At 63.1% G+C, this 15,578-nt stretch carries 12 protein-coding genes; 2 read left to right on the plus strand and 10 right to left on the minus strand.

Translation table 11 applies throughout. From position 1 onward, the window contains the following. Positions 1-149 precede the first annotated feature (149 nt). Both EBB56_RS07695 and EBB56_RS07700 read right to left on the minus strand, forming a co-directional pair. Positions 150-1,424, minus strand: a complete 1,275-nt coding sequence (locus EBB56_RS07695) for an O-antigen ligase (RefSeq protein WP_124803708.1) — start codon at positions 1,422-1,424, stop codon at positions 150-152. Between the two features lie 3 nt (positions 1,425-1,427). Further along, positions 1,428-2,441, minus strand: coding sequence for an NAD-dependent epimerase (locus EBB56_RS07700; RefSeq protein ID WP_124803710.1), 1,014 nt, complete (start codon positions 2,439-2,441; stop codon positions 1,428-1,430). A gap of 599 nt (positions 2,442-3,040) precedes the next feature. Between EBB56_RS07700 and EBB56_RS07705 the strand changes: the two genes are divergently transcribed. Together EBB56_RS07705 and tviB are read left to right on the plus strand one after the other, a co-directional pair. Continuing rightward, a complete protein-coding gene (locus tag EBB56_RS07705; protein ID WP_124803712.1) occupies positions 3,041-5,020 on the plus strand; it encodes a nucleoside-diphosphate sugar epimerase/dehydratase in 1,980 nt (659 codons plus the stop codon). Positions 5,021-5,056: 36 nt separating this feature from the next. After that, complete coding sequence (gene tviB / locus EBB56_RS07710) at positions 5,057-6,343, plus strand: Vi polysaccharide biosynthesis UDP-N-acetylglucosamine C-6 dehydrogenase TviB (protein WP_045993356.1); 1,287 nt, start codon at positions 5,057-5,059, stop codon at positions 6,341-6,343. A 352-nt stretch (positions 6,344-6,695) separates the two neighbouring features. Here the strand turns inward: tviB and EBB56_RS07715 are convergent, their stop codons facing one another. The 8 genes from EBB56_RS07715 to EBB56_RS07750 all read right to left on the minus strand — a co-directional run bounded on the left by EBB56_RS07715 (position 6,696) and on the right by EBB56_RS07750 (position 15,576). Next, positions 6,696-7,889, minus strand: coding sequence for a DegT/DnrJ/EryC1/StrS aminotransferase family protein (locus EBB56_RS07715; protein ID WP_124803714.1), 1,194 nt, complete (start codon positions 7,887-7,889; stop codon positions 6,696-6,698). A gap of 240 nt (positions 7,890-8,129) precedes the next feature. Continuing rightward, positions 8,130-9,365 (minus strand): glycosyltransferase, encoded by a 1,236-nt coding sequence (locus EBB56_RS07720; RefSeq protein ID WP_185696403.1) that lies wholly within the window; start codon positions 9,363-9,365, stop codon positions 8,130-8,132. Positions 9,366-9,507: 142 nt separating this feature from the next. Then, the gene (locus EBB56_RS07725) at positions 9,508-10,620 is read right to left on the minus strand and encodes a glycosyltransferase (protein ID WP_124803718.1); all 1,113 of its coding nucleotides are present in this window, start codon (positions 10,618-10,620) and stop codon (positions 9,508-9,510) included. A 132-nt stretch (positions 10,621-10,752) separates the two neighbouring features. After that, a complete protein-coding gene (locus EBB56_RS07730) occupies positions 10,753-11,676 on the minus strand; it encodes a glycosyltransferase family 2 protein (protein WP_124803720.1) in 924 nt (307 codons plus the stop codon). A 30-nt stretch (positions 11,677-11,706) separates the two neighbouring features. Then, positions 11,707-12,654, minus strand: a complete 948-nt coding sequence (locus EBB56_RS07735) for an ATP-grasp fold amidoligase family protein (RefSeq protein WP_124803722.1) — start codon at positions 12,652-12,654, stop codon at positions 11,707-11,709. Further along, positions 12,638-13,624 (minus strand): ATP-grasp fold amidoligase family protein, encoded by a 987-nt coding sequence (locus EBB56_RS07740; RefSeq protein ID WP_124803724.1) that lies wholly within the window; start codon positions 13,622-13,624, stop codon positions 12,638-12,640. The genes EBB56_RS07735 and EBB56_RS07740 overlap by 17 nt, the downstream gene beginning before the upstream one ends. 27 nt (positions 13,625-13,651) lie before the next feature. Beyond that, positions 13,652-14,986, minus strand: a complete 1,335-nt coding sequence (locus EBB56_RS07745; protein ID WP_124803726.1) for a lipopolysaccharide biosynthesis protein — start codon at positions 14,984-14,986, stop codon at positions 13,652-13,654. Continuing rightward, complete coding sequence (locus tag EBB56_RS07750; RefSeq protein WP_045994001.1) at positions 14,983-15,576, minus strand: sugar transferase; 594 nt, start codon at positions 15,574-15,576, stop codon at positions 14,983-14,985. Before EBB56_RS07750 ends, EBB56_RS07745 begins: the two co-directional genes overlap by 4 nt. Between the last annotated feature and the right edge of the window lie 2 nt (positions 15,577-15,578).

Raw genomic sequence — 15,578 nt, forward strand, 5'->3', positions numbered from 1 at the left:
CTGGTCCTGGGGAAGCGTCAAAAAAAGCCGCCCGGATTCGGGCGGCTTTTTTGCTGTGCCTGTTACTGTGCCTGTCTGGCGGGCTGGACGCTGCGCTCTTCCGCCTGCGCATCAACGGCTGCTGCTGCGGTCCTCGAGCGCCCGGTAGTTCAGCCTCGCGTTCTCAGCAGGGCAAAGCAGGCGGTGCACATCACCAGATAGGCGCTGAAGGTATGGGGGTCACGAAACATCGTCTGGGTCAGGCCGAACCCCGCATACATCACCACGATCAGCGCGCCGGACAGGGCGAGCACACGACACTGGCCATCGCCATGATCGAGGCGACGCACAAAGCTCGCCAACGGAATCCCATAGAACAGCAGCAGCAGCGCCACCCCCGCAAGGCCACGTCGAGCGGCGGTGTCCAGCACGTCACTGTGAAGCTGGAACCCGATTCCGGCCATGCCCTCGGGCAGCCGGCCCGCCGCGACCAGTGTCTCGAGCCAGGCGACCAGACCATCCTCTCCCCAGCCCCAGAGGGGCCTGGCTGCGAACGCCTCGCCAGCGATGCCCCACAGATGCCAGCGCAAGCCCGCGTTGGTGTCGACGGCCCCCTGGCGCCATAGCAGGACGATATCCTCGGCCAGTGCCCACAGCCGAGGCAGTGCCACCAGGGTCGCCACGCCGATCGCCAGGGTGGCGGTCATCCGGATGGCGAAGCGCCGGCGGGGTGTAAGCGTCGACCAATAGAGGCGCGCCCGCCGGCCGTGACGCAGGACCAGCACCAGCATCACCAGCGGCAGGGTCAGCCAGCCGCCCCGGGTGCCGGACAGCAGCGAGCCAAGCAGCCCCATCACCGCTCCCAGCGCCGCCCACCAGAGGAACAGGCCGCGCCGCCCTTCACTGACGTTGTCGAGCCACCACACCAGGCTGAGCACCCCGAGCACCAGGCTGAGATTACCAAAGGGAATGGCGTTGATCAGATCTCCAGCCCGACGCTCATCCTCGATCAGTCGGTCATACAGCGCCTTCAGCCCGGATAGCACCGCCCCCAGGGTAATCCCACGCCACCACCAGTAAAGCGAGGGAGGCCTGGCACGCCATGCCAATAACAAAAGCAGCCCAAGCCAGGGCCACCAGGGCAGTGACGGCACGCTATAACGCGCCAGGGGCGGCCCGCTACGCCCCGCGTCCAACACCAGCTGAAAACCGAAAAGCGCCAGCATTGCCACCCATGCAAGGGACTCGGCGTCCCGGGGAAGGCTGCGCCGCACCAGCACCGCCATCGCCGCCAGTGACACCAGCAGCATTCCGGTGAACCGATACGCCCAGGGTAGCGTCAGCAGACTGGACAGGAAGACGAACAGTGCCAGCCCCTGGATCGCCGACGAGGACTGCGCCGGCCATCCTCGATAGTGCCTTGCCACACCCGGCGGCGTGCGCATGGCTCAGGCGACGATGCCATGATAGGAGCGATACCAGTCCACGAATCGAGCCGCGCCCTCCTCGACCCCGATGCGCGGCTGATAGCCGGTAGCGCGATACAGTGCAGTGGTGTCGGCCCAGGTCCGAGGAACATCGCCCGGTTGCATCGGCAGGAAGTTGTACTCGGCCTTGCGCCCCAGTGCCGCCTCGATGGCGTGGATAAAGTCCATCAGCCCCACCGGGCTACCGTGTCCGATGTTGTAAAGCGCGTAGGGTGCACTGCTGCGATCCGGTGAGTCGTCGACCACGCCGGCGTCGGGGTCCACGCTGGGGACCACTTCCAGCAAGCGCACGATGCCCTCGACGATGTCGTCCACATAGGTAAAGTCCCGCGACATCTCCCCGTGGTTGTAGACGTCGATCGGACGACCTTCGAGGATCGCCTTGGTGAACAGGAACATCGCCATGTCCGGTCGCCCCCAGGGGCCGTAGACGGTGAAGAACCTGAGTCCGGTGGTCGGCAGTCCATACAGGTGGGAGTAGGTGTGCGCCATCAGCTCGTTGGCCTTCTTGGTCGCGGCGTAGAGGCTGACAGGATGGTCGACATTGTCGCGTGTGGCGAAGGGCACCACCTGATTCATGCCGTAGACAGAGCTGGACGAGGCATAGAGCAGGTGCTCTACCTGCTGGTGCCGGCATCCTTCGAGCACATTGAGATGCCCCACCAGGTTGGCATCCACGTAGGCGTGGGGATGGGTCAAGGAGTACCTTACCCCCGCCTGTGCCGCCAGGTGCACGACACGATCGAAGCGCTCGTCGGCAAACAGCCGGTCGACACCCTCGCGATCGGCCAGATCCAGCCGCACGAAACGTACGTTCTGCAGCTTTTCGAGACGTGCCAGCCGCGCTTTCTTCAAGGACACGTCGTAGTAGTCATTGAGGTTGTCCACACCGACTACCTCAAGCCCGTCACGGGCCAGACGTGCGGCCAGCGTCGAGCCGATGAACCCTGCCATCCCGGTAACAAGCACCTTCATCTGTTCCCTACTCCCATGGTGCTGGCAAGATCCGTCCACGGCACTCTCGCCACGTTTGACCGCCGTACTGTAGACGCCCTGAACCGAACACCAACAGGGCTTCACTAGTCCGACGACTGATCAATATCTAATGCTCTACGGCAAAGTCTCTAATAATATTTGCCGTATCAATCAACCGCGTTCCCCCTCCCTTCACCAGACTACAACTGCACACTTTTTAACTTCCTGCACAGTAAATCTTACGAAACCCCTGCATACCCGCCATTATCAACACCTTTGCATTGACTTCAATGGAGGAGGAACACATTTCCCTTGGGCATCTAAAAATTTCGCCGCCATGACGTGACTCGTTTCATACCCTCACATCATAGGTACACCACTAATTTCACGCATGGAAATGACTTCTCTAAATCTCTCTGACCAATTATCAAAACCATCAACCAATGGGAGTTTTTGACGCTGGTGAAATATTTCAATGCAGATATGATGCAGGAAAGGAATAGCACGTCGTAAAGCCAATCCAGACAACGAGGAAACAGCACAGTCGTCCAAACAAAATCCTAAAATATGGACGATTTTCCAAGCAGGGGATCCCTACCATGGGCAACTTTATCGAAGCCGCCTTGCGACTCCCTCGTCGCAAGAAAAGGATATTTCAGCTCGTCGCCGATATCATGCTTATCGAGACCAGCCTCGTCGTATCCATGGCCATCAACGGGCTTTTTGGCGCCTTTGTGCGCGCCCCTTCCGCCTACGCCTTGAATGTACTTGTCACGGCGATTTCCCTGGTCGTCTTTATCAAGCTAGGCCTCTATCGCGCCGTACTCAGATACGTCGGAAGCCGCGCTATCGTGACCCTGTTCATTGGCGTCGCCACCTCGACGCTGGTGCTTGACCTGCTTGGCCGCGCGATATTCTCCCCGCTTCCTGCAGGTGTCCTTTTCGACTATTTCCTGCTCAGCCTGCTGCTGACCGGCGGCACCCGTTTTGCCCTGAGAAGCCTCTACCAGCATCGTCTGATGAAGGACAAGCCCAGGGTGCTTATCTATGGTGCGGGCTCTGCAGGCTGCAAGCTGGTGGCCTCTCTTCGCCAGGGAAGTGACTACCTCCCGGTGGCCTTCGTCGATGACTGGCGCGGCATGGAGGGTACCCATGTCGAAGGTCTCGAGGTCCACTCTCCTCGTCATATTGCAGAGCTGGTCGAGCGCCTAAACATCGAAAAGATCCTGCTCGCCATTCCCAGTGCCAGACGTAGACGTCGCCAGGAGATAGTGGCGTCACTGGAACCCCTCAATATCACGATCCAGACCATTCCACGCCTGGATGATGTGGTGCAGGGCAGAGCGAAGATCGAAGATATTCGTGACGTCAGTGTCGAAGAACTGCTGGGCCGTGACGCGGTTCCCCCGCGACAGGATCTGATGGACGCCAATATCCGCGACCAGGTGGTCATGGTGACCGGTGCCGGCGGCTCGATCGGGTCGGAATTGTGCCGACAGATACTGGCTCAACGTCCACGCCAACTGCTGCTCTTCGATAGCTGCGAGTACTCGCTGTACCAGATCGAACAGGAGCTTCTGGGGTTCCTGGACAGCCTGGGCCTTGCTGTTGAGCTGAAGCCATTTCTCGGCACGATCCAGGATCAGAAACGTCTTCGCATCATCCTGCAGGGCTTCAAGGTGGACACCATCTACCATGCCGCCGCCTACAAGCATGTGCCCATGGTCGAGCACAACATGGTCGAAAGCCTCAAGAACAATACCTTTGGCACCCTGGCCGCTGCGCGAGCGGCCATCGACAGCGGGGTATCGACCTTTGTGCTGATTTCCAGCGACAAGGCGGTGCGCCCCACCAACGTCATGGGCACCAGCAAGCGCCTCGCCGAGCTGGTCTGTCAGGCGCTGGCCGAGCAATCGTCGACCACCCGCTTCTGCATGGTGCGCTTCGGCAACGTGCTGGGTTCCTCCGGCTCGGTGATTCCCCTGTTCCGGCGCCAGATTCAACAAGGTGGCCCGGTCACCGTGACCCATCCCGAGATCACCCGCTACTTCATGACCATCCCGGAAGCGGCGCAACTGGTCATCCAGGCAGGCGCCATGGGCCAGGGGGGAGACGTGTTCGTGCTGGACATGGGGCAACCGGTGAAGATTCTCGATCTCGCCAGGCAGATGATTCGGCTGTCGGGGCTGGAGCCTCGCACGGCCGACAACCCCCATGGCGAGATCGACATCGTCTTCACCCAACTACGTCCCGGCGAAAAGCTCTACGAGGAGTTGCTGATCGGACAGAACGACCAGCCCTCGGAGCACCCTCGGATCATGACCGCCAACGAAGGCTACTGGTCCTGGTCGCAACTGGCCCCCTACCTGGAGCAACTGCGCTCGGCACTGGACAGCGCTGAACTCGAGCGCGTGAGGGAACTGCTGCGCCTGCCGCCCACCGGTTACAGCCCTACCGGGGGTATCGCCGATCTTGTCTGGCGCCAGCACATGGCCCAGCCAGCCTCACCGACACGACGACTCGCTGGCGCCGCAGACCCCAGTCCTGCCCCCCTTGCGCTTGCGGCAAAGCCACTCTAGCGCCGATCCCCCAGGTTCTGCTGACACGAGGCCCCCATGGAACATTCACTGACGCTGGACAAGGCACGCATCGCGGTCATCGGGCTTGGCTATGTCGGCCTGCCGCTGGCGGTCGAATTCGGCAAGCGCTACCCCACTCTGGGCTTCGATATCAGTGCCGAGCGTATCGCTCAGTTGCACGACGGTATCGATACCACGCGAGAAGTGACACCAGGCGAGCTGAACCTGGCGCCGCTGCTGAGTTTCACCTATCAGCCGGCCAGGCTGGCCGACGCCAATGTCTACATCGTCACGGTCCCCACCCCGATCGACGCCCAGCACAATCCCGACCTGACACCGTTGCTGGGGGCCAGTGCCACGGTGGGCAGGGTGATTGCCAAGGGTGATATCGTGATCTTCGAGTCGACGGTCTATCCTGGCGCCACCGAGGACGAGTGCATCCCGGTCATCGAGAAGCTGTCCGGGTTGCGCTACAACCGCGACTTCTTCGCCGGCTACAGCCCGGAGCGCATCAATCCCGGTGATCGCGAGCATCGGGTCACCAACATCCGCAAGGTGACCTCCGGCTCGACGCCGGCCAGCGCCAACTTCGTCGATGAGCTCTACGCCTCGGTCATCACCGCCGGCACCTTCCGAGCCAGCTCGATAACCGTGGCCGAGGCCGCCAAGGTCATCGAGAATACCCAGCGCGACGTCAACATCGCCTTGATCAACGAGCTGTCCATCATCTTCGAGCGTCTGGGCATCGACACCGAAGAGGTGCTGGAAGCCGCCGGCACCAAATGGAACTTCTTGCCCTTCCGTCCTGGCCTGGTGGGCGGGCACTGCATCGGCGTGGACCCCTACTATCTGACCCACAAGGCGCAGCAGGTTGGCTACCATCCCGAGGTCATCCTGTCCGGCCGGCGTATCAATGACGGCATGGGCGCCTACGTGGCCAATCAGTTGATCAAGTGCCTGGCCAAGCGACGCATCCATGTGCAGGATGCCCGGGTACTGATCATGGGCCTGACGTTCAAGGAGAACTGCCCGGACCTGCGCAATACCCGTGTCATCGATATCATCGACGAGCTGCGCGAGTTCAACGTGGCGGTGGACGTGCTCGACCCCCACGTGGACCGTGACGAGGCGGTGGCCGCCTTTGGCCTTCGCCCTGTCGACGAACCGGAACCCGGCGCCTACGACGCCGTCATCATCGCCGTCGCTCACCACGAATTCCGTGATATCGGGGTCGAGCGAATCCGCGGCTGGGGCAAGCCGGAACACGTGCTGTATGACCTCAAGTATCTGCTGCCCAAGGGCGCGGCGGATCTGCGCCTCTAGCCTTTGTCACTACGCCTGGGGACATCTGTATCTGCGCCTCTAGCATCCTTAGCTACGCCTGGGCATCTGTATCGGCGCCTCTAGCGCCCGTAGCCACGCCTGGGGCATCTGCAGCGGCCATCGCCTTGCCTCCCTTCCTTCCTTCCTTCCTTCCGCTGCCGCCTGGCCAATCGCTGCGGCGGTGCAGGCGCAATAGGTGCCCGGCAGACAGCGAAATTGGTGCCCCAGAAACGCAATGGGCAGGACCCGAAGGCCCTGCCCATTGCGGTTTTTCCAGAGGCGTAGCCGCGGCCACGCTCAACAGGTTCCACAGGCTCAACAGACTGACGTCGACAGCCCCACAGCGACAACGTCACTCGGGACAGAGTGCAGGCTGCGTTGCCCGCGCCATGACCTCCTCGAGCACCCGACAGGTCTTGTCCATCTGTTCCTCGGTCAGGGTCGGATGGATCAGCAGCATCAGGCTGGTCTCTCCCAGTTCCCTGGCCACCGGCAACGGCCGCGACGGGCGCCAGGGAGTGTTGTCGAAGGCGCGTTCCCGGTAGACCTCGGAGCAGCTGCCACTGAAACAGGGCACTCCCTGGGCATTGAGACACTGCATGATGGCGTCGCGGCTCCAGCCCTCGGCCAGGCGTTCGGGACGGACAAACACATAGGCCTTGTAGCCGGCATGGACGATGTGTTCGGGCGGACGCGGAGCCCGCAGTCCCGGACAGCGATCTGCGGCGTCGAGAATGGCGTAAAGATTGGCGCGGCGGCGCTGACTCCACTGAGCCATGCGCGCGAGCTGGCGTCTTCCCAACACCGCCTGCATCTCGGTCATCCGCCAGTTGGTACCGAAACTGTCGTGCAGCCAGCGGAACCCCGGCGGGTGGGCCCGCTCATGGACCGCTTCCCAGCTCTTGCCGTGGTCCTTGTAGGCCCACATACGCCGGTGCAGCCCAGGGTCGTCGGTGGTGACCATGCCCCCTTCCCCGCCGGTGGTCATGATCTTGTCCTGACAGAATGACCAGGCCGCCACATCACCGAAGGTGCCGACGCTGCGGCCACGATAGCGCGCACCGTGTGCCTGGGCGCAGTCCTCGATGATCGAAAGACCAAAGGTCTGCGCCAGTTCACCGAGGGCATCCATGTCACAGGGCCAGCCCGCCAGATGGACGGCGACGATGGCGCGGGTGCGTGGGCTCAGGCACTCCTCGACGCTGGCGACCGACAGGTTCTGAGAGTCACGCTCGATGTCGGCAAACACCGGGGTAGCGCCCGCATTGACGATGGCCGACACCGACGCCAGGAAGGTCCTGGGGGTCACGATCACCTCGTGCCCTGGTCCGATATCCAGGGCATGAAGCGCCAGATCCAGCGCCAGGGTGCCGTTGGCTACGGCGACAGCGTGGTGGGCGCCTGTCCAGGCGGCGAATTCGCGCTCGAACTCGCGGCCCTCGTCGCCGGTCCAGTAATTGACGCGTTGACTGAGCAGCACGCGCGATACCGCCTCGGCGTCGCCTTCATCGAAGCAGGGCCAGGGTGCGAAGGGGCCATTGAGCATAGGGGCTTTTCTCTACGGAGGTCTTGTCGGGGTACCACCGGCTAGGGCTTGTCTGAAAAGTGCCTACGCTCGGTAATACGGCGTTAAAAATCGTATCAACATGCTCATTTACACCCTGTAAACTGCGCTGTCTCACCGATTTTTGCCTTGTCTAACCTTCGCTCGCCGACTTTTCGGACAGAGCCTAAGGAGATGGGACGCTGTCGTAAACTCGCTCCCACTCAGCGCACGTGGCGTGACTCATGGTCGAGTCGATGGTCCAGAAGCTGGTTCGGAAACTGTTTCGGAAACTGGTTCGGACGATGCTTCTGAGGACGGTGCAGACGGCAGACTACCAACCTGCGCCGGAAAGCCGATCCGCTGGTACAACTGCCGATACTGCTCAACCACCTGAGCAAGACCGAACTCGCTCACGATGCGCTCTCTTGCCTCTCGTCCCCGTTCCCGGCGCCTGTCGGCAGGTTCGTTCAAGGCTTCCAGCAAGGCCCGGGCGAGGGCCTGGCTATCTCGTGGTGGCACGATGCGTCCGCTGGTACCGAGGATGTAGTCGCTGTCACCGACGTCGGTCGCCACACAGCTCAGTTCGCAGGCCATGGCCTCCGCAAGGGCATTGGGGAAGGCCTCGAGCCATGAACTCTGACAGAACACATCCATCGCCTGCATCAGCTCGCCCACGTCGTCTCGCTCACCCGTCAGCAAGAAGCGCGAGCGGTACTCGTCCGGCACGATGCCCGCCAGCTCCGGCGCATCGAAATCGACGCCACGACCGACCACCAGAAAGCGCGCCTGAGGCATTCGTTCGGCGACGGTGACGCAGGCCCGCAACAGATTGGGATGATCCTTGATCGGGTGGCATCGGGCCACATGCCCCACCACCCATTGTTCATCGTTAAAGCCCAGACGCTTCCGCACGTGTTGCCGGCTGGCCGAATCCGGCGCCACGGCGGCGGTATCGAAGCCGTTGGGAATGACCAGTGCTGCGTCATCGCGGAAGCCGAAGTCGCGATGCTGCCGCCGAGACAGGCGACTGTTGAAGACGATCGCCCCGGGCCCGCCCGAGAGCCGTCGGTTGGCGCGAATGGCCCACCGGGTCAATGGTTTGTGGCGCTCGATCTGGTAGAGGCACTGGCGCACGTTCCAGCTCACCGCCGGCCGCTGGCGGCACAGGCGAGCCGCCATGCTGACCATGAGGTTGCCGTGGTACATCCAGCCCTGAATGACGTCAGGGGCGAAACGTCGCACCAGAGCACCCAGACGAGGCAGGGTCCAGGGCGCGGGAATTCCCTGGCGCATGCCAAGAGCATGGACCTCGATGCCCAGCTCGCGAATACGTGGCCCGTAGCTACCCTCGTCCATCAGGGCGATCACTGCGACCTCGTCCGGGGCACTGACGCCTGCGGCCAGCAGATTGTAGAGATTTCGCTCCGCGCCACCGGTACCGAGTCCGGTGATGACATGAAGTACGCGCACAGACATGGGCAGACACATCCTGTGATGGGCAAGAAAGCGACAACAACGCAGTCGCTCAGGGAAAACGCAGAGGTGCCACGGAAATGGCGGTGGCCGAGATTTGCCGCGGATGGCCCGAGCACAGAGCCTTGCGCAGGCGCACCAGAACTCAGCCCTGCGACGCCATCGACGATACGCCGCTGTTCAGGCGAACAAGGTAGCGCTCGACGGCCAGTTCGGCGCCAAAGTCGGCGGCGCGCTGGTAAACCGGTGGATGCTCGTCACGCGCCAGCACTTCCTCGAGCGCGTCTGCAAGCGCTTCGCTGTCGCCCATGGGAATCAGCCGCCCCCAGCGCCCGCCCTCGAGAATTTCCTGAGGGCCCGAGGGGCAGTCAGTCGCTACCACCGGGGTGCCACAGGCCATCGCCTGGATCAGCACGCTAGGCAACCCCTCGGCGTAGGACGACAACGCGAAGACCCGGGCCTTGCGCATGTACACAAAAGGATTGTCGACGAACCCGGGCAGCGATACGGCGTCTGCCACCCCGAGACGATGCGCCTGGTCAAGCAGCGTCTCTCGCAGCGGTCCTTCGCCGAGAATCGTCAGTCGCACCTCACGGTGCTCATGGCGCTGACGCAGGCGTGCCAGAGCATCGATCAGCACGTCGAAACCCTTCTGCTCGATCAAGCGTCCCACCGCGACGATGCCGACTTCGCCGATCTCCTCCACCGACGACTCGGCGAGCTGCACCAGCCGCTTGTCGACGATGGGATTGAAGATGACCTCGATCCGAGAAGGGTCCAGCGCCAGGCCTCTGGCCAGGTCATCGGCGACACCTTGGGAGACCGCTACCACGGCGTCGGCTCGCAGATAGGCATGGCGCATCAGCCGCCGCATCACCCGGGCATTGAATCCGGTGTTTCTGGCGGTCACTGCAAAATAGTTGGTGTGCTCGGTCACCACCAGTCGACAGTCGAGGCGGGCCAGCGCCCGCGCCGCCACCGCCACCACGTTGGCGTGGCCCATCGCCGACAACAGGGCAGCGGGCCGCTCGCGCTTTAGATAGCGCACCAGCGCAGGCAGACTGCTGGCGACCCTGGAGGCGCCCAGGCTGACGTGGTGTATGCCGGGGGCGATCTCCGCCTGGTAGACGTTCTCGTCGCTGGCGGTGACCAGGTCCACATCATGCCCGGCCGCAACGAAGCCATTGGCAAGCAGCACCATGACCCGCTCCGCGCCGCCACCCCGCAGCGACGGCAGAAACAAGGCAATCTTTTGCATAGGACTTCGAATAGCGCTTCGAACAGGGCTGCGAACAGGGCTTTGCATGGCGTCCTTTTCCTTTGCTCTTCGTTCGAGCATGACCAATGGTCGGGCGGGCTTGAACGAGCACGATGGCGTCTCAAGGGAGACTTAACGCTGCATCGCGCCCGATCGGGAGCCCAGGCGTCGCAACCTGAGCGCCAACGTCAACAGCGCGGAGGCAGCTCCGATCAGCACTGGGTGACTGGCCAATCGAAATAGCGCGAGATCCCGCCGCTCGCGCCAGTTTCCAGGGGTGAATATCTCCACCTGAAAGCGGCAGGCGGTAAGGTCTCGTCTGCTCAGGCTGGACAACCACTGGCGTCGGGAAAAGGCGTTGCGATGATGGTCCTGACACAGGTAGCGCTTGACCACGTAACGACTGGCATCCAGATTGGCGCTGGAGCTCATGCGGCCCTGGCGCGTCACGTCCATGACTGCGGTCGGCTGCGGGTCGAACAGTAGACGCTCGCCCTGGTGAAAGGCGCGAATGGCGAAGACCCAGTCCTGATGCTTGCGCGTCGCGTCATCGAAGCGCGTCCCCTGCCAAAAGGCCTTGCACAGCGACAGGGTGGAAGAACGCACGTCTCCACGCTCCACGAACAGGTAGTGACGCATGTCGCCGCCGCGGTAGGCCGGAAGTCGCGACGCGCTCAGGCGGGAGGCGTCGGCGAGGCGCGCGAGATAGTTACCAAAGATGACGCCGGCGCCGCTATCGCAGTGCATGGCCATGCGGCGCTTGAGTGCCTCTGGTGCCAGTGCATCATCGGAGTCCAGAAAGAAGACGAAAGCCCCACGGCTCTCCTCGAGTCCCCGGTTGCGGGACACGGCGGCGTTGGACCTGGCAGGCTTCTCGATCAGCCTGACGGCTTCGTATCGCTGCACCAGCCGCGAGAGCGCCTCACGATCATCCGAACAGTCGTCCACCAGCAGGATCTCGTGGCTCAACCCTTCGGTCTGGCTTACCACGGACAGCAGGGCTCGCTCGACGAAAGCGGCGCTATTGTAGGTCGGTATCACCACCGAGACCTGCATAGGTTTCCCTCCTGACGGTTCGGCCCTGACTTACCTGGGAGCCGCGACCTTGCCACCGTCGGATCGCCCTGCTGGGCGCTCCTGCGGAAGCCGAAGCAGCGAGCCAAGGTAATCGAGCCCTTCATCGCTGTAGCCATTGTCCATGTTGGCCGAGGGCGTAAAGGTCATCTCACCGAGAACGGGACGGCCGTGCTCGATGTAGAAGTCCACACGCACGAACGCAAAAGGCTCGGCCAAGGCGCGGGCGGACTCGAGCAGTGGTTCAAGACAAGCTGGACGGGCCAGATCGGCGGTGTCGGTGATGATCGGCACCTTGGCAGCCATCAGCTCAAGCGGCCCCCAGTCTCGATCGAAATAGGCGTAGCGAGTCTGCCACTTGTCCGAGGCGCACAGCAGCACCACCAACGGCTCGCCGTTGAAGCAGTAGACCTTGTAGTCTAGGGGCGCGTCCCTCCCGCCGCTGTCCAGCAGGCGCTCGGCAAAGATCCGCGGCACGATCTGATCGTAGTGATACTCGAGCTTGCGACGCCCATAGCGTTCGGTCATCCAGCGCGACAGATCCTGGCTGGCCTTGCGCCTTTCCAGGGTCGACTTGTCGTGCACCAGGATGTTGTAGCCGCAGCCGTGATTGCACTTCAGCACGAAGGCGTCTGGCAGGGCTTCCCAGTCGATCTCGTCGACACTGCGATAGACGCCCAGCAGATCATTGAGAATCGCACCCTGGCCTCTTGAGCTCGCGTAATCGTGCAGCCCGAGCTTGTCGGCGCACCTGGCCATCAGCGGGTCACGATGAAACAGCTTGAGCCACTGAAGCTTCTCGTCGAAGCGCCTGGGGGTTCGAAGGTCAAGGCGACGCCGGGTCTTGCGTTGGTGCATCAGTCGCGTCGCCTGCTCGTTGGAGAAGGCATCCAGCCCCAACATCCCCAACGTCCACAGGCGGGACTTGGCCGCGCCCATCCACTCATTCATGACCGCCATTGTCCGCTCCTTGCACGGTTCCGTTGAAGCTCAATGACCGCCCTGCCGTTACTTCGCGGTCGTGTCGGCAGCGCCGGCCCACCTGCGTCAGATCGATCAGGTCGCCCAGGTAGCGCTGTCCGTAGGCGTTGTAGCGCCGTGATACGTTCGCCCCGGGTGTGAACGTCATCTCACCGAGCACCGCCCGCCCTTGCCGCTCATAGAAGTCGACCCGGACGAAGACAAAACCCCGCGACAGCCGCTCGGCCAGTTCGAGCATCTCGTCGAGCGCTCGAGGACGGGCCACGCCAGCGGCGCTCTGATGCTGCCGGTCATTCAGCTCGAGCCGTTGCCAAGCCGGATCATGGAAGTCGAAACGCATGTCGCCTCCCCTGTCGGTGCATACCAGCACCACGCAAGGGCGGCCATGAAAGCAGTAGACCTTGTAGTCCACGGGCACTCCCCCGGTAGCGGTCTCGATGTACTCCTCGGCCAGCACTCTCGGGGGAATGGCGTCGTAGTGATACTCCAGATAGCGTCGGGCGTAGCGCTCCTTCAGCCAACGCTGCAGCCGTCGCTTCACCGCTCGCTCGTCCGCCTTGCGCTTGTCGTCGATGATCACGTTGTAGCCGCAACCGTGGGTACACTTCAGCGCGAAGCGCGCCGGCAGTTCCTCCCAGACGATCGCATCGACACTTTCGTAGAGGCCGATCAGTCGACTGAGGGCAACGGCGCAGCCTCGCTCGGCGGCGAACTGTCGGACGGCGTACTTGTCGGCGCAGCGCGAAAGCCCTCGACGATCACCGTAAAGCTTGAGCCACTGCAGCTTGTCATTGAAATCCCTGGGATCGTCGAGTTCGAGTCGCTGCCCGTACTCTCGCCGGTGCACCAGCCTTGTCGCCAGACGCGGCGACAGGCGGTCGACCACCCCCAGAGCGCATCGCCACCCCAGCTTCTCCGTCCTGTCGAAGGCTCGCTGAAATCCTGTCATACGATAATCCCTTGCACAGAAGCGCTCTCACGTCTTGATCAATCCCTGGTCACGCCGTCTTGCCCGCAACAGGGTCACACCGACCAGCGCCAGATTGAGCATGGCGCCGACCAGAGAGAAGGCCACCACCGCAACGAGATCGCTGTGATACACCCGAAACCCCACATACAGCGCGGCCACACGGCCGAGCACGCTGAGTACCTCGTAGATCAGAAAACCACGCTGCAGGCCCAGACTGGCGATGGAGGCCACACTGGGCTTGTTGAGAAAGGCAAAGTACAGCCAGACCGCCATCCAGCGTGCGTACTCGCCCGCCTGCCACCAGGGGTCACCGAACAGCAGAGCAAACAGCCAGGGCCCCAGCACCACCATGGCACCAAAGGGGACGAGCCCCACCGCCGCCATCACCAGGGTGGTCTTCGCCAGTGACGCAGTAATCGGCTCGCCGCGGTTGACCGCCGAGGCCACATGGGGATAGAAGACGTCGTTGACCGACTTCGCCAGCAGCACCATGGGCGCGGCCAGTACCGAGGCCGCCAGGCTGTAGTGCCCAGCGGCTGCGGTACCGAAGAATCCCGCCAGCAACAACACCGGCAACGACTGCGACAAGGCGTTGAGCGTCACCTGGGGTGCGCGATACAAGGGAAAGTCACGGTGGCGACGCGCCAGTTCCCGCCATGGGGCGCCCCGGCCCCCGCCGACCAGACCATCACCGAGTCGCCGGTCTGCCCACCACAGCAGCAAGGCGTTAAGCCCACTGGCGGCAGCGGTGACAAGCACCAGCGTCACCCCGACCGGATGCAGCACTCCGCCGGTCGCCTTGGCCAGGTTGAGGACCAGGGCATGGATCATCGCCACCTTGGCCGTCACCCCGAACCGCTGGCGCCGAATCAGCCACTGCTGCATGACCTGTTGCATGGCCGCCAGCAGCATGGCCACAGGCAGCAGCCAGATCAGCATGGCGGCAAGCCTCGGATCGAGATGCCGATCCAGCAGTGGTTGCAGCACAGTGAGCGCCGCCACGGCGGCCAGCGCCAGCAGCACCGCCAACCCCATGCTGAGTCGGGCCAGCCCCCGGGCGTCTTCGTCGCGCGGCGGCAACACCATGGCGACCGGGTAGGTCAGGGCCGCCAGCGGCGCGACGACACTGACCAGGGCGCTGAAGGAACCGGCCAGGCCGAAGGCGTCAGGGCTGAACAGACGGGTGATGAGTGGCGCAAAGGCCAGACTCAGCGCCTGTGCCCCCGCCGTGCCACCGGCTACCAGCAACACCTGGGACAGCAAGCGATGACGTCTGAGCGCTGTCAGCCAGCCCCGTTGCGGCAAGACCGCGGCCACCGAGTCGGTATCCCGGGGCGTCATTCATTGCCTCGAAAGGGCTTCATGGTGACGCTTCCTTGGCCACTGATACCCTCGCGGCGCAGCACCTTGACGACCGTCATGGCCAGTATCCGGATATCGAGCGCCAGGCTGTGGTGGTCCACGTACCAGACGTCAAGCTGGAAGCGCTCGCGCCAGGAAAGCGCGTTCCTGCCGTTGACCTGGGCCCAGCCCGTAATCCCCGGTCGTACCTCGTGGCGACGTGCCTGGTCCCGGTCATACAGCGGCAGGTACTCCATCAGCAGCGGGCGTGGCCCGACCAGACTCATCTCGCCTTTCAGCACGTTCCAGAGCTCGGGCAGCTCGTCCAGGCTGGACGCCCGCAGCCAGCCCCCGAGCGTCGTCATGCGCTGCTCGTCGGGCAGCGTGCGTCCCTGCTCGTCACAGCGCTGGGCGAGGGTCCTGAACTTGATCAAGCGGTAGGGACGGCCATGCAGCCCAGGGCGCCACTGAAAGAAAAAGGCCGGCTTGCCAAGCCTCAGCCGGACGAGTCCCCAGATGCCGAGCATCAAGGGGAATAGCAGGACCAGCAACGAGGCGGCCACCAGCACATCCAGACAACGCTTGGCCATCA

It is taken from the genome of Halomonas sp. YLB-10, from assembly GCF_003856855.1.
Taxonomy (GTDB): domain Bacteria; phylum Pseudomonadota; class Gammaproteobacteria; order Pseudomonadales; family Halomonadaceae; genus Halomonas; species Halomonas litopenaei.